The 18024-nt window shown below is 58.1% G+C and carries 18 protein-coding genes; 10 read left to right on the top strand and 8 right to left on the bottom strand.

Annotation, left to right across the window (positions count from 1 at the left end; all coding sequences use genetic code 11):
* Positions 1–19: 19 nt before the first annotated feature.
* The gene (locus tag CSK29544_RS05780) at positions 20–1003 is read right to left on the bottom strand and encodes a TRAP transporter substrate-binding protein (protein WP_007871738.1); all 984 of its coding nucleotides are present in this window, start codon (positions 1001–1003) and stop codon (positions 20–22) included.
* Positions 1004–1190: 187 nt separating this feature from the next.
* On the bottom strand, positions 1191–1436 hold the full coding sequence (gene tusA, locus CSK29544_RS05775; RefSeq protein ID WP_007899939.1) for a sulfurtransferase TusA: 246 nt from the start codon (positions 1434–1436) through the stop codon (positions 1191–1193).
* A 205-nt stretch (positions 1437–1641) separates the two neighbouring features.
* Between tusA and CSK29544_RS05770 the strand changes: the two genes are divergently transcribed.
* A complete protein-coding gene (locus CSK29544_RS05770) occupies positions 1642–2307 on the top strand; it encodes a 7-cyano-7-deazaguanine/7-aminomethyl-7-deazaguanine transporter (protein WP_007899940.1) in 666 nt (221 codons plus the stop codon).
* Between the two features lie 73 nt (positions 2308–2380).
* A complete protein-coding gene (locus tag CSK29544_RS05765) occupies positions 2381–2938 on the top strand; it encodes a DcrB family lipoprotein (protein ID WP_007899941.1) in 558 nt (185 codons plus the stop codon).
* 38 nt (positions 2939–2976) lie between these two features.
* On the opposite strand, the gene CSK29544_RS05760 is transcribed toward CSK29544_RS05765, so the two are convergent.
* A complete protein-coding gene (locus CSK29544_RS05760) occupies positions 2977–4167 on the bottom strand; it encodes an MFS transporter (RefSeq protein WP_007899942.1) in 1191 nt (396 codons plus the stop codon).
* A gap of 147 nt (positions 4168–4314) precedes the next feature.
* Here CSK29544_RS05760 and CSK29544_RS05755 point away from each other — a divergent pair, with 147 nt between their 5' ends.
* Entirely contained in the window at positions 4315–5379 is a 1065-nt protein-coding gene (locus CSK29544_RS05755; protein ID WP_014727870.1) for an AI-2E family transporter, read from the top strand.
* 4 nt (positions 5380–5383) lie between these two features.
* On the opposite strand, the gene CSK29544_RS05750 is transcribed toward CSK29544_RS05755, so the two are convergent.
* Positions 5384–5896 (bottom strand): NlpC/P60 family protein, encoded by a 513-nt coding sequence (locus tag CSK29544_RS05750; protein ID WP_029039090.1) that lies wholly within the window; start codon positions 5894–5896, stop codon positions 5384–5386.
* Positions 5897–6190: 294 nt separating this feature from the next.
* Between CSK29544_RS05750 and CSK29544_RS05745 the strand changes: the two genes are divergently transcribed.
* Positions 6191–7606, top strand: coding sequence for a glutamine synthetase family protein (locus CSK29544_RS05745; protein ID WP_075199979.1), 1416 nt, complete (start codon positions 6191–6193; stop codon positions 7604–7606).
* Positions 7607–7743: 137 nt separating this feature from the next.
* Here the strand turns inward: CSK29544_RS05745 and CSK29544_RS05740 are convergent, their stop codons facing one another.
* Positions 7744–8934, bottom strand: coding sequence for a BaiN/RdsA family NAD(P)/FAD-dependent oxidoreductase (locus CSK29544_RS05740; protein WP_007899945.1), 1191 nt, complete (start codon positions 8932–8934; stop codon positions 7744–7746).
* Positions 8935–9163: 229 nt separating this feature from the next.
* Here CSK29544_RS05740 and pitA point away from each other — a divergent pair, with 229 nt between their 5' ends.
* Positions 9164–10666, top strand: coding sequence for an inorganic phosphate transporter PitA (gene pitA / locus CSK29544_RS05735; protein WP_004388312.1), 1503 nt, complete (start codon positions 9164–9166; stop codon positions 10664–10666).
* 50 nt (positions 10667–10716) lie between these two features.
* Here pitA and uspB read toward each other — a convergent pair whose 3' ends face one another.
* On the bottom strand, positions 10717–11052 hold the full coding sequence (gene uspB / locus CSK29544_RS05730; protein WP_007899947.1) for a universal stress protein UspB: 336 nt from the start codon (positions 11050–11052) through the stop codon (positions 10717–10719).
* Positions 11053–11442: 390 nt separating this feature from the next.
* On the opposite strand from uspB, the gene uspA reads away from it, so the two are divergent.
* The 3 genes from uspA (at position 11443) to CSK29544_RS05715 (ending at position 12521) form a co-directional block, all read left to right on the top strand.
* Positions 11443–11880, top strand: coding sequence for a universal stress protein UspA (gene uspA, locus CSK29544_RS05725; RefSeq protein ID WP_004388310.1), 438 nt, complete (start codon positions 11443–11445; stop codon positions 11878–11880).
* Between the two features lie 174 nt (positions 11881–12054).
* Positions 12055–12246: a type II toxin-antitoxin system RelB family antitoxin gene (gene relB / locus CSK29544_RS05720; RefSeq protein ID WP_007899949.1), complete on the top strand. Its 192-nt coding sequence runs from the start codon at positions 12055–12057 to the stop codon at positions 12244–12246.
* On the top strand, positions 12246–12521 hold the full coding sequence (locus CSK29544_RS05715) for a type II toxin-antitoxin system RelE/ParE family toxin (RefSeq protein WP_007797229.1): 276 nt from the start codon (positions 12246–12248) through the stop codon (positions 12519–12521). Before relB ends, CSK29544_RS05715 begins: the two co-directional genes overlap by 1 nt.
* Before the next feature lie 62 nt (positions 12522–12583).
* Here CSK29544_RS05715 and rsmJ read toward each other — a convergent pair whose 3' ends face one another.
* Both rsmJ and prlC read right to left on the bottom strand, forming a co-directional pair.
* A complete protein-coding gene (rsmJ, locus tag CSK29544_RS05710; protein ID WP_007899951.1) occupies positions 12584–13336 on the bottom strand; it encodes a 16S rRNA (guanine(1516)-N(2))-methyltransferase RsmJ in 753 nt (250 codons plus the stop codon).
* A gap of 8 nt (positions 13337–13344) precedes the next feature.
* Positions 13345–15387: an oligopeptidase A gene (prlC, locus tag CSK29544_RS05705; protein ID WP_007899954.1), complete on the bottom strand. Its 2043-nt coding sequence runs from the start codon at positions 15385–15387 to the stop codon at positions 13345–13347.
* A gap of 192 nt (positions 15388–15579) precedes the next feature.
* Between prlC and CSK29544_RS05700 the strand changes: the two genes are divergently transcribed.
* Both CSK29544_RS05700 and gorA read left to right on the top strand, forming a co-directional pair.
* Complete coding sequence (locus tag CSK29544_RS05700) at positions 15580–16422, top strand: 23S rRNA (adenine(2030)-N(6))-methyltransferase RlmJ (protein ID WP_007899956.1); 843 nt, start codon at positions 15580–15582, stop codon at positions 16420–16422.
* Between the two features lie 74 nt (positions 16423–16496).
* Positions 16497–17849 carry a glutathione-disulfide reductase gene (gene gorA, locus CSK29544_RS05695; protein WP_007852840.1) on the top strand — a complete coding sequence of 451 codons (1353 nt, stop codon included), beginning with the start codon at positions 16497–16499 and terminating at the stop codon, positions 17847–17849.
* Positions 17850–18024 lie beyond the last annotated feature (175 nt).

Below are 18024 nucleotides of genomic sequence, written 5' to 3'. Positions count from 1 at the left end.
GCCAGCCCGGCGTTAGACGTTATTTGACGTCGGCGATGGCTTTCATCAGATCCTGATGCTTCGCGCCATACTGGTCGCGCACCGGCGCGGTCGCGTTAACGAAAAACGCTTTATCGATGTCGTGGAACTGCACGCCGCCCGCTTTCATTTTGTCGAGCGCCTGTTTGTTATAGGCATTCCACAGCTCACGCTGTTCCATTTGCGCCTCGCGGGCGAGCGTCAGGATTTTCTGTTGCTGCTCAGGTTTTAGCTTGTCCCATTTCACTTTCGAGTAGAGCAGCATTTCGGGGATGATGAAGTGGCCGCTCAGGGTGTAGTGCTTCGCGACCGGCAGGTAGTTGTGCGCAATGTAAGTCGGCGGGTTGTTTTCCGCACCGTCGATAACGCCGGTTTGCAGGCCGCTGTAGACTTCGCTCACGCCCATCGCCACGGCGTTCGCGCCCATCGCTTTCAGCGTGCCGATAGCGACCGGGCTACCCTGTACGCGAATTTTCATGCCCTTGAGATCGTCCGGCTTCACGACCGGATTTTTGGTGATCAAATTGCGGGTGCCGGAGTCCATCCAGCCTAAAAAGACCAGCCGCGATTTCGGGTTGCTGGTGAGTTTATCGCCGATTTGTTTGCCGATATCGCCATCGATGACCTTGTGCATATGGTCTTCGTCACGAAACACGTAAGGCAGCGTAAAAACCTCGATCTCCGGCAAAATCGCGGCAACCGGTGCCATTGAAACGCGGATCATGTCGATTGCGCCCATCTGCGCCTGCTCTATCATCTGCTTTTCATCGCCCAGCACGCCGCCCGGAAAGGTTTTAATTTCCAGCTCGCCGTTGGTTTGTTGTTTTAACTTTTCACCCATGTTTTGCACGGCGACGACGTTCGGGTAGCCCTGCGGGTGAACATCGGCCGCTTTAATCACTTGCGCATGGAGAGCGGGCGCAAACAGCAGTGACGCGGTGGAGAGGCAAAGACCGGCCAGCGCCGGGATAAATCGCTTTTTCATCGGGTCGCTCCAGAGGATAAGGACAGGCTAGTTATAAAACGGTGTTTTGATTTGTCGGTTATAAACTAGACGACGTCCTGTAAAGGCAGGGTGAAGCGCCTCACAAAAGCAACAACTTTGAAACAAAGGTTTAAAAAGAATGTGACGTGAGTTCAGAAAGCCGCATGCGCGCGGCTTACGGCAGGAATTATTGATTTTTACGCAGCAGATAACGATACGGCAGCGTTTCAGTTTGCGAGGCTACCAGCTCGTGTTCCATAAAGCGGCAGAATCCAGGAATATCGCGCGTCGTCGCCGGATCATCGGCCACGATCAGCAGCGTTTCGCCGGGCTGCATATTACGCACGGTTTTACGCACCATCATTACCGGCTCAGGGCAGCGCAGCCCGAGGGCGTCCAGGGTGTGGTCAGGGTTGGCGAACAGTTCGGTCATGCTTCTCTCGGCGTTGTCAAAAACCGCCTTAGTTTACCCCCCGTTTTTTGTGACGCAACTCATGTGAACGATTGCGTTAAAATTAACCATTGCATTGGCGAGACAAAGCAGTATTATGCGGCGGCTTTTGCGCAAACGCGCTGCGTCTGCCTTAGCATGAAGATGAACTGGGTTCCCTCACCCCAACTAACAAAAAGGTCACAATATGACGCCCTTTACTCCTGGTCAGCGCCGCAACGCGCTCGTCTGGCTTTCGTTGTTTCATTTGCTGGTGATCACCTCCAGCAACTATCTGGTGCAGCTGCCCGTCTCCATTTTTGGTTTTCACACCACCTGGGGCGCGTTTAGCTTTCCGTTTATTTTCCTCGCCACCGATCTGACCGTACGCATTTTTGGCGCGCCGCTGGCTCGTCGCATTATTTTCGCCGTGATGGTGCCAGCGCTGGTGGTCTCCTATGTGATCTCCTCGCTGTTTTATATGGGGAGCTGGCAAGGGTTTGACGCGCTGTCGCACTTCAATCTGTTCGTCGCGCGCATCGCGACCGCCAGCTTTATGGCCTATGCGCTCGGGCAGATCCTCGACGTGCATGTGTTTAACCGCCTGCGCCAAAGCCCGCGCTGGTGGCTGGCGCCGGGCGCGTCGCTGTTGCTCGGCAACGTCAGCGATACGCTGTCGTTCTTCTTTATCGCCTTCTGGCGCAGCCCGGACCCGTTCATGGCCGAACACTGGATGGAAATCGCGCTGGTGGACTACACCTTCAAGGTGCTTATCAGCCTGGTGTTCTTCCTGCCGATGTACGGCGTACTGCTGAATATGCTGTTGAAAAAGCTGGCGGATAAATCCGATTTCCACGTGCTGCAGCGCGGTTAAAGGTTCACGGAATTTCTTGTGTTAAGATGCAGGGATGGGTCGTGTTGACCGTCTCTTGTAAAGGAATAAGTGAATGCGCAATCTGGTGAAATATGTCGGTATTGGCCTGCTGGTGATGGGGCTTGCCGCCTGCGATAACAAAGACAGCAACGCGCCGGCCAGCGCCGGTGCCTCACAGAGCGAAGCTTCCGGCCAGCCGGTCAGCCTGCTGGACGGTAAACTCAGCTTCTCCCTGCCGTCGGATATGACCGATCAGAGCGGTAAAGTGGGCACCCAGGCGAACAACATGCATGTCTACTCCGATCAGACCGGCCAGAAAGCCGTGATCGTTATCGTCGGCGAGAAAAGCCAGGAATCGCTGGCAGTGCTGGCGAAGCGTCTGGAAGATCAGCAGCGCGCCCGCGACCCGCAACTGCAGGTCGTGACCAATAAAGCGATTGAAATCAAAGGCCAGAAGATGCAGCAGCTCGACACCGTCATCTCTGCCAAAGGCCAGACCGCTTACTCATCCGTGGTGCTGGGCAATGTCGATGACAAACTGCTGACCCTGCAAATCACGCTGCCTGCCGATAACCAGCAGCAGGCGCAGAGCACCGCAGAGAACATCATCAACACCATCGTTGTGAAGTAATCCGCAGTAAAAATGACGCTTAAAACGCGGCCTGCCCTTTACGGGGCGGGCCGTTTTTTTAGCTGTACGCTTAAGAGAATGGCGAGCAGCACCAGCCCCGCCGCCGCCAGATAAATCGCCGGTACGCCCGCCCAGGCCATCAGCACGCCCGCCGCCGGGCCGGTTATCCCAAGAGACAGATCCATAAACAGCGTATAAGTGGCGAGCGCCGCGCCCTGATTACTCTGCGGCACCGCTTTCACCGCCACGACGCCAAGCGCCGGGAAAACCAGCGAGAACCCTGCGCCTGCGAGAAACGTCCCTGCTTTCGCCATCCACGGCTCCACCGCCAGCCCAACCATCAGCAACCCGACCGTTTCCACCACGCCGCAGATAAGCGTCACGTTAATGCCGCCCAGCCGGTTAATCGCGTTAGGGAATAACAAGCGTGTGCCGACAAACGCGCCGCTGAACAGCGTCAGGGCGAACGCCGCGCCGTCCCAGCCTTTCGCCTGATAGAACAGCGTAATAAACGTGGCGATTACCCCAAAGCCGGAAGTGGTGAGCGCCAGCGCCATGCCGAACGGCCAGACCTTGCCGAGCACCGCGCGAAACGGCAGCGGTTTTCCCTTACTCGCCTTCACGGCCGGACGCGGCAGCGCTAACACAATGCCAAGCAGCGCGACGCCCATAATGACGCCCGCCACCAGCGGCAGGCCGCCGTGGCGGTACAGCAGCGCGCCGAGCGGCGCGCCCACGGCCATCGCGCCGTAGGTGACCACGCCGTTCCAGGAGATCACTTTGCCGATGTGCGTCGAGCCGACCACGCCGACGCCCCAGAGCGTCGAGCCGGTTCCCGCGCAGCTCTGCCCAAAGCCCAGCACCACGCGCCCGAGACACAACAGCGCCAGCGACACCATCGGCGCGCCGGCCCCCCACCACGCCAGAAAATAGCTCGCGCCGCTCAGCAGACAGCCGGACATCCCGACGATCACCACGGTTTTCGGCCCCCAGAGATCGGCATAGCGCCCCGCATGAGGACGGCTTATCAGCGTGGCGATATACTGAAGGCTGATAACCAGCCCCGCCCAGAACGGGCTAAACCCCATCACATCATGGACATAGCCCGGCAGTACCGCGAGCGGCAGGCCGATGGTCAGAAAGGTAGCGAAATTGAAGATAACGATAGAGACGATTTTCAGATTCAGCCGTAAGCCGCTTAATGCGGGTTCGGCGCTTACATCCGGCATGACATTTCACTTTTTTGGCAACAGCGGTAGCGTCAGTATAAACCTGAAATTTCCTTCAACGGAAACGCCCGCGTTTCAGACTTCCTCCCTGCGGCGCAATGCCCATTGCACACTACACTAAGAAAGCCCTCATCAAAGGAATTGGTTATGATTGGTCCACAACGACCCCAACCTCAACAAGATAAAGTCGGCCTGCATATGCTGCAAAAGCTGGCGGCGCTGGTGATTATTCTGGCCGGTATTCACGCCGCCGCGGATATGATTGTCCCGCTTCTGCTGGCGCTGTTTCTGGCGATTGTGCTCAACCCGCTGGTGACCTGGTTTATGCGCCGCGGTTTTCGCCGCCCTGTCGCGATTACTATCGTCGTGTTTGTGATGCTGATAGGCCTGACGCTGCTGCTGGGCGTGCTGGCGGCGTCGTTTAATGAATTTGTCGCGTTAATGCCGAAATATAATAAGGAACTGACGCGAAAACTGCTGCATCTTCAGGAAATGGTGCCGTTTATGCACCTGCATCTTTCGCCGGAGCGTATGCTGCAACGCATGGATTCCGACAAGATGATGACCTTCGCCACGACGCTGATGACGCAACTCTCCGGCGCGATGGCAAGCGTCGTGCTGCTGGTGATGACCGTCGTTTTTATGCTGTTTGAAGTGCGCCACGTGCCTTATAAGCTGCGCTTTGCGCTCTCAAATCCGCAACTGCATATCGCCGGGCTGCACCGTGCGTTAAAAGGCGTCAGCCACTATCTGGCGCTGAAAACGCTCATCAGCCTGTGGACCGGCGTCATTATCTGGCTCGGCCTGACGCTGCTCGATATCCAGTTCGCGCTGATGTGGGGCGTGCTCGGGTTTCTGCTCAACTACATTCCCAATATCGGCGCGGTGCTCTCGGCAATCCCGCCCATGATCCAGGCGCTGCTGTTTAATGGCGTGTATGAAGTGGTGATGGTGGGGGTGCTGTTCTCGCTGGTGCATATGATTCTGGGCAATATCGTCGAGCCGCGCATGATGGGCCACCGCCTCGGGATGTCCACAATGGTGGTGTTCCTCTCGCTGCTGTTCTGGGGGTGGTTACTTGGGCCGGTCGGCATGCTGTTGTCGGTGCCGCTCACCAGCGTCTGTAAGATCTGGATGGAAACCACGCACGGCGGCAGTAAGCTCGCCGTGCTGCTTGGCCCGGGCCGTCCGAAAACCCGGCTGCCGGGGTAGGCCATTACACTACGTGGCGCGCGGCGAGATAACGCGCGCGCCAGTATTCGTTAGTGAGGCTGGAGATGGTCACGCCTTTCTCTTTCGAGGCGTGAATAAACTGATTATCGCCGATATACACTCCCACATGGCGCTGTTGCGGGCCGGTACTGAAAAACACCAGATCGCCCGGTTGCAGCGCCGTTTTTCTTACCGCTGTGCCCTTTTTAAGTTGCTGCAAGGTGGTGCGCGGCAGCGATACGCTCGCCGATTCGGCAAACAGATGCTGCATCAGCGCCGAGCAATCAACGCCGTGGCGGGTCGTACCGCCAAAGTGATAGCGGGTGCCTTTCCAGCTCACGTAGCGGTTTAACAGCGCGCGTTTAAGCAGCGGGTGCGGCGGTGCCGTCTCTGTGAGGTGCCAGGAATAGTCATTATCATCATCGTGATAATGCCAGGACGCAGGCAGTACGGCGCTGAACGCCGGCGCTGCAAGCAGTGAGGTACAATAAAAAAGTATCATTAATAAAAAACGCATCGCGATCGTTACCGTCTCGTGTTGTGACTCCTTACCCGGTCAGGAAGTGCGCTCCGTATGTGCTTCCTCTGACAGGCCGCAACGTTAACGACTGGCGATAAAACAGACTATCGACTCTCACTACATTCGTTTGTTACTCCTCTTTCATTGACCTCTATAACCCCTTCATCCCACACCGAATAAACGCCATTTTTATACGCCAGCCCTTTCTTTTTACGGGATTTTTACGCCGCTGCACGCTGGAAAGCGCTAGCCTTTGACCATCGCCCGAGCGGCCCACAAGAAGCGTGACCTATGTTCTCCTTTGCACTCACTCCCTGGTTTAAAACCCCGAGCCCGACCGCAGCGCCTTCTGGTCAGGAACCGATTATGTTTTCTACATTGCTGAATACTTGGATGCTGGCGGGCACGCCGCAGGGCGCACTTATGTCCTTTCGCCAGGAAGCCGATGCTTACCTGCGGGAATATCCGCATACCCGCCATGTCGATATTTATCTGCACGATCTGAACGGCTGTCGGCGCGGCAAGCGCATCAGCGCTGAGAGCCTGCGCTCGCTCGCCCAGGGCTGCTATTTTCCGCTGTCGGTCTACGCCATGGATATGGAAGGGCATGTCGTTGAAAGCGCCCTCGCGCAGCGCGAGCCGGACAGGCTCTGCCTGCCGGTCAGCGGTACGCTGCGCCCTTGTGCAAGCGATCCAGCGCATCACGCCCAGTTGCTGCTCGCCATGCAGGAGCCGGACGGCGCAGGCTGCGCGCTGGAGCCGCGCGTTGTGCTGGAGCGCCTTCTGGCGCAGTTTCACGCGCGCGGCCTCTACCCGGTGATAGCCCCGGAAGTGGAGTTTTATTTGCAGGCGGTGGACGGCGCGCCGCCGTCATCACGCTGTTTTGATATCGACATGCCAGAGCGCGACAGCGCGCTGCTGGAGGCGATGGAAACCGAGGCGCGGCGTCAGGGATTGCCTGTCTGCGGCATTGTGGCGGAAGCGCAAGCGGGCCAGTTCGAACTCAATTTTCCGCACACCCCGCGCGTGGTGGAGATGTGCGATCGGGTGCTGGCGGCGCGACGGCTGGTGCATCAGGTGGCGGAAAAACAGGGCTACCGGGCAAGCTTTATGGCCAAACCGCGAGCAGCGCTGGCCGGCAGCGGCCTGCACATTCATATCAGCCTGAACGACGCGCAGGGCAATAATCTGTTCGCCAGTGACGCGGGAAACCCGAACGTGATGATGCGCCGCAGTCTGAGCGGCCTGCTGGCGCTGATGCCCGCAAGCGTCGCGCTGGTCACGCCTGGCGCCAACGCCTTCCGGCGGCTGCGAAAGAGCCTGAACGAACCGCTGTTTTCATCGTGGGGTTACAACGATCGCTCGGCGGCTCTGCGCCTGCCCTGCGCGTCCCCGGCGTCTCAGCGCATCGAATACCGGCTCGCCAGCGCCGACGCCAACCCGTATCTCGTGGCGGCGGCGGCCCTCGCGGGCATTCTTTATGGCCTTGATCGTCCGTTAACGCTGCCCGAACCAGGCGCAATCGCGGAGCTGCCCGCCCTGCCGCTTTTCTGGCCGGACGCGCTGGCGCGTTTTCAGGAGGCGAAGTGGTTACAGGAGCAACTGGGCGCGCCGTTCAGCGACGCCTGGCTTGCCTGTAAACGCCAGGAGCTGGCCCGGTTTGAAAGCGAAGTCACCGACGCAGAAAAACGCGCCCATCCCCACTAGTCACGTGAAAAGAGGCGAATCCTGTCTCGCTTCGTCATGATATTAAGCCGCTGCGGCGTACCGCACGGTGCCGATGCGCAGGCGCAAGCCCTGCGCGACATCCGGGGTTTTCACGCCCCGGACTCTCTGCTGAGGCGTTATTCAGCGAGCGCCTGGGCGCAGGCCCAGGCGGAGCTCCACGCCCACTGGAAGTTATAACCGCCAAGCCAGCCGGTCACATCCACCACTTCGCCGATAAAATAGAGTCCTGGCACGTTGCGCGCTTCCATGGTGCGCGACGAAAGCTCGTGGGTATCAACGCCGCCGAGCGTCACCTCCGCGGTGCGGTAGCCTTCGGTGCCGTTGGGCTGGACGCGCCAGCCGTGGAGCGTCTCCAGCAATTCCTGCTGCTGGCGGCTGTTGAGCTGTTTCAGCGTGACGTCCGGGATTTGCCCGAGGCTTTGCAGACACTCCACCAGCCGCTTCGGCAGCAGCATGGCGAGCGTGTTTTTCAGGCTCTGATTCGGGTGCGCGGCGCGCTGTTCATCGATAAACGCGGCAGCGTCCGTATCCGGCAGCAGGTTAACGGTGACCCACTCACCCGGCTGCCAGTAGCTGGAGATCTGCAAGATCGCCGGGCCGGAGAGCCCGCGATGGGTAAAGAGAATGCTTTCGCGAAAGACCGTGCCGTTATCGGCAGTGACCACCGCAGGCACCGAGACGCCGGAAAGCGTCTGGATCTGCTCAAGCAGCGGCTTATGCAGCGTGAATGGCACCAGGCCCGCGCGGGTTGGCAGCACTTTCAGGCCGAACTGCTCCGCCACTTTATAGCCAAACGGCGTGGCGCCGAGGCCCGGCATCGACAGACCGCCGCTGGCGATGACCAGCTTCGGCGTGGTCACGGTGCCGCCATTAAGCGTCAGGGTATAACCGCTGTCGTCGCGCGCAATCGCCAGCACTTCGCTGCGCAGCCGCACGGTGACGCCGCCCTTCTCGCACTCCGCCATTAACATCGTGACGATTTGCTCCGCTGAGTCATCGCAGAAGAGCTGGCCGAGGGTTTTCTCATGCCAGGCGATGCCGTGCTTGCCCACCAGATCGATAAAATCCCACTGGGTGTAGCGCGCCAGCGCCGATTTGCAGAAGTGCGGATTGGCGCTGAGGTAAGCGGCGGGCTCAACGTAGAGGTTGGTAAAATTGCAGCGCCCGCCGCCGGACATCAGGATTTTGCGCCCCGGTTTTTTGCCGTTATCCAGCACTAATACCCGGCGTCCCGCCTGCCCTGCCAGCGCCGCGCAGAATAATCCTGCCGCGCCCGCCCCTACGATGATGGCATCAAACTGTTCCACAACCCTTCCTCATTGCCGTTAAGGCCGCGAATTGTAAAGTTTCCTCTCTGGTCGCACCAGACAAAACCCTGTTACAAATTCTAATAAATTGAATTTAAAAGGTAATCTCTTTAGGGAAATTGACACTTCAGTGACGGCGATTAAAAAAAGTCTATATTTCACTTTGCCCACGCCGCCGTTGTCTTAGATAATGCGCCGCGTTCATGTCCTCAAAATGGCGTAACGTCCTATGCTACATTTGTTTGCCGGGCTGGATTTACACACTGGCCTGTTACTATTGCTTGCTCTGGGATTTGTACTGTTTTATGAAGCTATCAACGGCTTCCATGATACGGCAAACGCAGTCGCAACGGTTATCTACACACGCGCTATGCGATCGCAACTTGCGGTGGCTATGGCGGCTCTCTTTAACTTCCTCGGTGTTCTGCTTGGCGGCTTAAGCGTAGCCTATGCGATTGTGCATATGCTGCCGACTGATTTGCTGCTGAATGTGGGCTCCGCGCATGGCCTGGCGATGGTTTTCTCCATGCTGCTGGCCGCGATTGTCTGGAACCTTGGCACCTGGTATCTCGGTCTGCCAGCGTCCAGCTCCCATACGCTTATCGGCTCTATCATCGGGATTGGTCTCACCAACGCCCTGATGACCGGCACGTCCGTTGTGGATGCGCTGAATATCCCGAAAGTGCTGAACATTTTCGGCTCGCTGATTGTGTCGCCGATTGTCGGTCTGGTGTTCGCGGGCGGGCTGGTGTTCTTGCTGCGTCGTTACTGGAGCGGCACCAAAAAACGCGCCCGTATCCACCTGACGCCAGCCGAGCGTGAAAAGAAAGACGGCAAGAAAAAGCCGCCATTCTGGACACGTATCGCGCTGATCCTCTCCGCTATCGGCGTGAGTTTCTCGCACGGCGCGAACGACGGCCAGAAAGGCATTGGCCTGATTATGCTGGTGCTGATTGGCGTGGCACCGGCGGGTTTTGTGGTGAATATGAACGCCTCCGGCTATGACATCACCCGCACCCGCGATGCTATCAGCAATGTTGAAACGTACTTCCAGCAGCACCCGGCGGCGCTGCGTCAGGTGGCGGGCATAGACCCGGTGATCCCAACGCCGGAGCAGGTGAACCCGACGGATAATCCGAAAGAGTTCCACTGCGACGCCAGCCGCGCCATCGTGGCGCTGGATCGCGCTAAAGGGATGCTTAACAACATCGACAGCTACGACAAACTGACCGTTGAGCAGCGCAGCCACCTGCGCCGCATCATGCTGTGTATCTCTGACACCACCGATAAGGTGGCGAAGCTCAAAGACACCAGCGCGGACGATCAGCGTCTGCTGAAAAACCTGAAAGCCGATATGCTCAGCACCATCGAGTACGCGCCGGTATGGATAATCATGGCGGTCGCGCTGGCGCTTGGCGTCGGTACGATGATTGGCTGGCGCCGCGTGGCGACCACCATCGGTGAGAAAATCGGTAAGAAAGGCATGACCTACGCACAGGGCATGTCGGCGCAGATGACGGCGGCCGTGTCCATCGGTATCGCAAGCTACACCGGTATGCCGGTGTCCACGACGCACGTGCTGTCATCGTCGGTCGCGGGCACCATGATCGTCGACGGCGGCGGTCTGCAGCGCAAAACCGTCACCAGCATTCTGATGGCCTGGGTCTTCACTCTGCCGGCCTCTATCATGCTCTCAGGCGTGCTGTACTGGATTGCGTTGCGTTTCGTGTAAGCGAATTTGCGTGAACGTTAAGAAGCGGGTCAGGAAACTGGCCCGCTTTTTTAATGCCAAATTATCAGCCCGATAAGGCTGATAATCACCAGACCGCATAAAGCGCTGGTCAGAATAAACTGGCGGCGCACGCGTTCGCAGCGGCGAATAAATTCGTCGTCATGATGATCGAGATAACGTTGCCAGTAGATATACCACACAAGGCGGATCTGCTTGCTGGGCTGGCCATGCGCGGTAAAAAAACCGCCGCCATCCACATACTGATACAGCAACGGATCGCATCCTCTGAGCACCACCAGCAGCGCGCGTAACGATGAGAAATAACGCGCCATGTTAATAACGCAAACCAAGAATAAGGCCCAAAACAGCGCGACGGTGCTGATCATACCTTCCCCCCGACGACTCGCCTGGAAAGCAATGGCTCTCCAATACCTGAAAGACTGTTCTGTGAAGCGTGCGTAAAAGTCGATCAGGTTCACATTTATTCACCCGAACGGCTTTTTTAATAGTGTAGGAGATCCGGTAATTTTTTTACCACATCGTTAATCCTTATCAACGCTTGCAGACCTATTTTCCGCTTCAATGTATGCGACCCCGGCGGATTGACGGATGTACCAGGGCGCTATAAGGTGAAATTAGCTTTAGCACTAAGTCTTTACGCCGGAATGAGTTCCCGCGATTGTGGTACGCAGGACGCGGGCACGGGGATGACGCCGCAGGTAGCCACGCGCCATCCAGTCCACTGGTCATCGACATCTTATGGAAGGAGTAACACTATGGCTTATAAACATATTCTTATCGCGGTCGATCTGTCCCCTGAGAGCAAGGTACTGGTAGATAAAGCGGTATCCATGGCGCGTCCCTACAACGCGAAAATTTCTCTGATTCATGTCGATGTGAATTATTCCGATCTTTACACCGGGTTAATTGACGTTAACCTGGGCGACATGCAGAAGCGCATCTCTGAAGAGACGCACCACGCGCTGACCGAGCTTTCCACCAACGCGGGCTATCCGATTACCGAAACCCTGAGCGGCAGCGGCGATCTGGGCCAGGTGCTGGTCGACGCCATCAAGAAATACGATGTGGATCTGGTGGTATGCGGTCACCATCAGGATTTCTGGAGCAAGCTGATGTCTTCCGCACGCCAGCTTATCAACACGGTTCACATCGATATGCTGATCGTCCCGCTGCGCGACGACGAAGAGGCGTAAGTGGCGACGGCGGGTGCGCAACGCTTACCCGCCCTACAGAATCTCGTTGGCAGTCATTTCGGATTTCATTGTCCCCAAACCGCGGCACAGGCCGCGGTTTTCATTTCCGCTTTAATTGGTTTACTCCCACCCGGGCGTTATACTGCTTAAAAATGAATCGCAGAGAAAACGCGTATGCCAAAACATGACTCGCCCGGCGTCTCCAGTCTCAACACCCATAAACAGGCGGAACAGTACAAGCTGTGGTTTCGTGAAAAAGTGGAAGCCGCAGCGGCAAGCCGCCAGCCCATTACGCCGCATGACGATGTGATGGCAAGCGCGCGCAAGATCATTGAGAGCGCAAAAGTGAGGAGAAAAATGGCGTAATGCTCCCCATTCAATGGACTGAAGAAGCAAAAACGGATCTTTTTGCGCTTATTAGTTTTGTTGCCAGTGATAATCCTTCCGCCGCGCAGGCGCTGTTAACGCGTATTGAAGAATCAATTTTACCCGCAGCGTACTATCCGGAGATGTTCCGCGAAGGCAGAGTGCCAGATACGCGTGAAATCATTGCTCACCCGAATTACATCGTCGTTTATAAAGTCACTTCTGAATATCTGCTGGTGCTGAGCGTTCTGCATGCCCGTCAGCGCTACCCCTGATGATTATTTTGATACTGGCGAACAGACCGCCCGGTACGCACGCGCTTACCGGGCCTGACTGTTTACGCTGGCATGCCCGTGTAGATATCAAACCGGTGGCCTTTCGTCACCACGGCGTTTGGCGTCGCAACGTCGCCAAGCGGCGGTGCATAATCCGGGCGTTTGACGACCACGCGCTTGATGGCGAGCCTGCGGGCCGGTGCCAGCAGCCCGTCGGCGTCGAGATCCGGCCCCACCAGCGACTGAAACACCCGCATCTCTTTTTTCACCAGCGCGCTTTTCTGCTTGTGCGGAAACATCGGATCGAGATAGACCACATCCGGGCGCGGCGTTATCGCCTCAAGCGCCGTCAGGCTGGAGGCGTGAATGAGCTGTAACCGCTCGCGCAGCCACGGCCCGATTTCCGCATCCTGATAGCCGCGCGCGAGACCGTCGTCCAGCAGCGCTGCGACAACCGGGTTGCGCTCCAGCATCCGCACGTGACACCCGACCGACGCCAGCACGAACGCGTCGCGCCCAAGCCCCGCCGTGGCGTCCACCACCTGCGGCAGATAACTGCCCTTGATGCCAACGGCTTTCGCCACCGCCTCGCCGCGACCACCACCGAATTTACGCCGGTGCGCCATCGCGCCCTCAACGAAATCGACAAAAATCCCGCCAAGCTTTGGCTCGTCGCGCTTGCGCAGTTCAAGACGTGCGGGCGTCATCACCAGCGCCATTGGGTTATCGGCGTCGTGCGTCAGCCCCCAGCGGGCCGCCAGAACAGATAAGGCGCCGTCTCCGGCGCCTGTTTCATCAATCAGACAAATGTTCACGCGTGTCGTCAGCCCTGGATGCCGTAGTGTTCCAGCATCGCGTCGAGCTGCGGTTCACGGCCGCGGAAGCGTTTAAACAGCTCCATCGGTTCTTCGGAGCCGCCGCGCGTCAGGATGTTGTCGAGGAATGACTGACCGGTTTCGCGGTTAAAAATCCCCTCTTCTTCGAAACGGGAATAGGCATCCGCCGCCAGCACGTCGGCCCACAGGTAGCTGTAGTAGCCCGCCGCGTAGCCGCCCGCGAAGATATGGCTGAACGCGTGTGGGAAGCGGCCCCAGGCCGGGCCTGGCACCACGGCGACCTGTTTTTTGATCTCCGCGAGCGTCTCCAGCACTTTCGCGCCCTGCTCCGGGCTGAACTGCGCATGCAGACGGAAATCGAACAGGCCGAACTCCAGCTGGCGCAGGATGAACATCGCCGCCTGGTAGTTTTTCGCGGCCAGCATTTTATCCAGCAGTTCCTGCGGCAGCGGCTCGCCGGTTTCATAGTGACCGGAGATAAACGCCAGCGCCTCCGGCTCCCAGCACCAGTTTTCCATAAACTGGCTCGGCAGCTCGACGGCATCCCACGGTACACCGCTGATACCCGCCACCCCTGGGGTTTCGATACGGGTAAGCATATGGTGCAGACCGTGACCAAATTCATGGAACAGCGTGATCACTTCGTCATGGGTGAACAGCGCCGGTTTGCCGCTCACCGGACGGTTAAAGTTACAGGTGAGGTAGGCGACCGGTTTTTGCAGCGAGCCGTCCGCTTTGCGCATCTGGCCGACGCAGTCGTCCATCCACGCCCCGCCGCGCTTGTTCTCACGCGCGTAGAGGTCCAGGTAGAAGCTGCCGCGCAGCTCGCCGCTCTCGTCATACAGCTCGAAGAAGCGCACGTCCGGATGCCAGACGTCGATATCTTTGCGCTCTTTGGCGCTGATGCCGTAAATGCGTTTTACTACTTCAAACAGGCCGCTAACCGCTTTGTTTTCCGGGAAATACGGGCGCAGCTGCTCATCGCTGATGCTGTAGAGATGCTGTTTCTGTTTTTCGCTGTAGTACGCAATGTCCCACGGTTGCAGCTCGTCAACGCTGAAGTGTTCTTTGGCGAAGGCGCGCAGCTGGGCAAGCTCTTTTTCACCCTGCGGGCGGGCGCGTTTGGCCAGATCGGTTAAGAAATCCAGCACCTGCTGCGGGTTTTCCGCCATTTTGGTGGCGAGCGATTTGTCGGCGTAGCTGTCAAAGCCGAGCAGTTGCGCCAGCTCGTGACGCAGCGCCAGGATCTCTTCCATCACCGGCGTGTTGTCCCATTTGCCCGCGTTCGGCCCCTGGTCAGAGGCACGCGTGCTGTAGGCGCGATACATCTCTTCGCGAAGCGCCTGGTTGTCGCAGTAGGTCATCACCGGCAGGTAGCTTGGGATATCCAGCGTCAGCAGGAAGCCCTCCTGCTCTTTGGCTTCCGCCATCGCTTTCGCGGCCGCCAGCGCGCTTTCCGGCATCCCGGAAAGCTCAGATTCATCGGTAATCAGCTTCGTCCAGCCCTGGGTCGCGTCCAGCACGTTGTTGCTGTAGAGCGAGCCAAGCTCAGAGAGGCGCGCGGCGATTTCGCCGTAGCGTTTTTGCTTCTCTTTCGGCAGGCCAATACCGGAAAGCTCGAAATCACGCAGCGCGTTATCGACCGCTTTTTTCTGCGCGGTGTCGAGCTTCGCGTAGTTCTCGCCGTCGCGTAAATCGCGATAGGCCTGGTAAAGCCCTTCATGCTGGCCCACCCAAGTGCTGTATTCAGAGAGCAACGGCAGCGTCTGTTCATAGGCTTCGCGCAGTTCCGGGCTGTTTTTCACGGAGTTCAGGTGGCTTATCGGCGAGAAAATACGGCCCAGTCGATCGTCGGTTTCCGCCAGCGGCTGGCAGAGCGATTCCCAGCTGTAAGGCGCGCCGCGGCCGACTACCGCCTCCACCTGCGCGCGGCAATCTTCCAGCGCCTTCGTAACGGCAGGCACCACGTGTTCGGGTTTAATGGAGGAAAACGGCGGCAGTTCAAAAGGCGTCAGTAATGGATTGGTCATAAGCGCGTCCTGATTAGTGTTGTTAAGCGCATCTTGCAGCGACAATGTCTTGTAGCATGGGGTTTAGTGTAGTTAATTTCAATGGCTGGCGCTGGGCTTTAAGGGGCACGACAGCACATCCCGTAAGCGGTCACTTTCCGGTATACTGTTCAAAATCGATGTTCATTTACGCCTTTTGGAAACCCATCCTCCATGCTCAGTTACCGCCACAGCTTCCACGCCGGCAACCACGCCGATGTCCTCAAACACACTGTCCAGAGCCTGATCATTGAATCGCTCAAAGAGAAGGAAAAACCGTTTCTGTATCTGGATACCCACGCGGGCGCCGGGCGCTATCTGCTGAGCGGCGAACATGCCGAGCGCACGGGGGAATATCTGGAAGGCATCGCGCGCATCTGGCAGCAGGACGATCTGCCCGCCGAACTTGCGCCGTACATTAGCGCCGTGTCGCACTTCAACCGCAGCGGCCAGCTGCGCTACTACCCCGGCTCGCCGCTCATCGCGCGCCAGCTGCTGCGCCCGCAGGACAGCCTGCAACTGACCGAGCTACACCCGAGCGATTTCCCGCTGCTGCGCGGCGAATTTCAGAAAGATGAACGCGCCCGCGTTGAGCGCGCCGACGGCTATCAGCAGCTGAAATCGAAGCTGCCGCCCGCCTCGCGCCGCGGCCTGATCCTTATCGACCCGCCGTACGAAATCAAAACCGACTACCAGGCGGTGGTTCAGTGCATCAGCGAAGGCTACAAACGCTTTGCGACCGGCGTCTACGCGCTCTGGTATCCGGTCGTTTTGCGCAACCAAATCAAGCGTATGATGAACGATCTGGAAGCCACCGGTATTCGCCGCATTCTGCAAATCGAGCTGGCGGTGCGCCCGGACAGCGATCAGCGCGGCATGACCGCCTCGGGCATGATTGTTATCAACCCGCCGTGGAAGCTGGAACAGCAAATGGCGACGCTGTTGCCGTGGCTGCACAAGGCGCTGGTGCCGGCGGGTACCGGCCACACGACGCTGAAATGGGTCGTGCCGGAGTAATCGCAGCTATAGGTGGAACCCCTGTTCGTCAGGACTACAATCGCGTTAATTCGAATCATTAAAAGGTAACAGCCATGACCAGACACTACGACTACCTCGCCATCGGCGGCGGCAGTGGCGGTATCGCTTCTGTCAACCGTGCGGCCATGTACGGCCAGAAATGCGCCCTGATTGAAGCCAAAGCGCTGGGCGGCACCTGCGTCAACGTGGGCTGCGTACCGAAAAAAATCATGTGGCACGCCGCGCAAATCGCCGAGGCGATCCATCTGTATGGCCCGGATTACGGCTTTGACACCACGGTGAACCATTTCGACTGGCAGAAGCTGGTGGCGAGCCGTACCGCTTATATCGACCGCATTCATACGTCGTATGACAATGTGCTGGGCAAGAATAATGTCGATGTGATCCAGGGCTTCGCTCGTTTTGTGGACGCGCACACCGTTGAAGTCAACGGCGAGCGGATCACCGCCGATCACATCCTGATCGCGACCGGCGGGCGTCCGAGCCACCCGGACATTCCGGGCGCGGAATACGGTATCGATTCTGACGGTTTCTTCGCGCTCTCGGCGATGCCGCAACGCGTGGCGGTCGTGGGCGCGGGTTATATCGCCGTTGAACTGGCGGGTGTTATCAACGCGCTGGGCGCGAAGACGCACCTGTTTGTGCGTAAACACGCGCCGCTGCGCACGTTCGATCCGATGCTTTCGGAAACGCTGGTGGAAGTGATGCAGGCCGAAGGCCCGCAGCTTCACACGCATGCGACGCCGAAAGCCGTGGAGAAAAACAGCGATGGCAGCCTGACGCTGCACCTGGAAGATGGCCGTTCAGAAACGGTCGACGCGCTGATCTGGGCGATTGGCCGCGAGCCGGAAACCGATAATTTCAACCTGGCGGCCACAGGCGTTAAAACCAACGAAAAAGGCTATATCGTCGTTGATAAATACCAGAACACGAACGTGCCGGGTATTTATGCGGTCGGCGATAATACCGGCGCGGTCGAGCTGACGCCGGTCGCGGTTGCCGCGGGCCGTCGCCTCTCCGAGCGCCTGTTTAACAACAAACCGGATGAGCATCTGGATTACAGCAATATTCCGACCGTGGTCTTCAGCCATCCGCCTATCGGCACCGTCGGGCTTACCGAGCCGCAGGCGCGCGAGCAGTATGGCGATGCGAACGTGAAAATCTACAAATCGTCGTTTACCGCGATGTACACCGCTGTCACCACGCACCGCCAGCCGTGCCGCATGAAGCTGGTCTGCGTCGGGCCTGAGGAGAAAATCGTCGGCATTCACGGCATCGGTTTCGGCATGGACGAAATGCTGCAGGGCTTTGCGGTGGCGCTGAAAATGGGCGCGACCAAAAAAGACTTCGACAACACCGTCGCCATCCACCCGACCGCCGCGGAAGAGTTTGTGACGATGCGCTAAGCACGTAAATGCAACCAGGGGTTCCTCATTATAAAACTGGCCGTTTAGGCCAGTTTTTTTATCTTCTTATTCCCGCGATTCAAAATGGCTCGGCATATCGGCTGCGCATTTTACGCACCCAGAAATAGCATCACGCAGCGGGGTGCTGCAGCTTTATCCAGGTTATGTGTCATCA

Origin of the sequence: Cronobacter sakazakii (assembly GCF_000982825.1) — a bacterium.
Taxonomy (GTDB): Bacteria; Pseudomonadota; Gammaproteobacteria; order Enterobacterales; family Enterobacteriaceae; genus Cronobacter; species Cronobacter sakazakii.
The sequence above is the reverse complement of the archived record's forward strand: the minus strand, read 5'-3'. Positions and strand labels throughout refer to the sequence as shown.

Excerpts from the sequence above, each read along its gene's own strand:
- uspA (WP_004388310.1), top strand. The coding sequence starts at position 11,443 with ATGGCTTATAAACATATTCTTATCGCGGTCGATCTGTCCCCTGAGAGC.
- CSK29544_RS05755 (WP_014727870.1), top strand. The coding sequence starts at position 4,315 with ATGATTGGTCCACAACGACCCCAACCTCAACAAGATAAAGTCGGCCTG.
- CSK29544_RS05765 (WP_007899941.1), top strand. The coding sequence starts at position 2,381 with ATGCGCAATCTGGTGAAATATGTCGGTATTGGCCTGCTGGTGATGGGG.
- pitA (WP_004388312.1), top strand. The coding sequence starts at position 9,164 with ATGCTACATTTGTTTGCCGGGCTGGATTTACACACTGGCCTGTTACTA.
- tusA (WP_007899939.1), bottom strand. The coding sequence starts at position 1,436 with ATGACCGAACTGTTCGCCAACCCTGACCACACCCTGGACGCCCTCGGG.
- CSK29544_RS05715 (WP_007797229.1), top strand. The coding sequence starts at position 12,246 with ATGCTCCCCATTCAATGGACTGAAGAAGCAAAAACGGATCTTTTTGCG.
- CSK29544_RS05770 (WP_007899940.1), top strand. The coding sequence starts at position 1,642 with ATGACGCCCTTTACTCCTGGTCAGCGCCGCAACGCGCTCGTCTGGCTT.
- CSK29544_RS05780 (WP_007871738.1), bottom strand. The coding sequence starts at position 1,003 with ATGAAAAAGCGATTTATCCCGGCGCTGGCCGGTCTTTGCCTCTCCACC.
- CSK29544_RS05750 (WP_029039090.1), bottom strand. The coding sequence starts at position 5,896 with ATGCGTTTTTTATTAATGATACTTTTTTATTGTACCTCACTGCTTGCA.
- CSK29544_RS05700 (WP_007899956.1), top strand. The coding sequence starts at position 15,580 with ATGCTCAGTTACCGCCACAGCTTCCACGCCGGCAACCACGCCGATGTC.
- relB (WP_007899949.1), top strand. The coding sequence starts at position 12,055 with ATGCCAAAACATGACTCGCCCGGCGTCTCCAGTCTCAACACCCATAAA.
- uspB (WP_007899947.1), bottom strand. The coding sequence starts at position 11,052 with ATGATCAGCACCGTCGCGCTGTTTTGGGCCTTATTCTTGGTTTGCGTT.
- gorA (WP_007852840.1), top strand. The coding sequence starts at position 16,497 with ATGACCAGACACTACGACTACCTCGCCATCGGCGGCGGCAGTGGCGGT.
- prlC (WP_007899954.1), bottom strand. The coding sequence starts at position 15,387 with ATGACCAATCCATTACTGACGCCTTTTGAACTGCCGCCGTTTTCCTCC.
- CSK29544_RS05745 (WP_075199979.1), top strand. The coding sequence starts at position 6,191 with ATGTTCTCCTTTGCACTCACTCCCTGGTTTAAAACCCCGAGCCCGACC.
- CSK29544_RS05760 (WP_007899942.1), bottom strand. The coding sequence starts at position 4,167 with ATGCCGGATGTAAGCGCCGAACCCGCATTAAGCGGCTTACGGCTGAAT.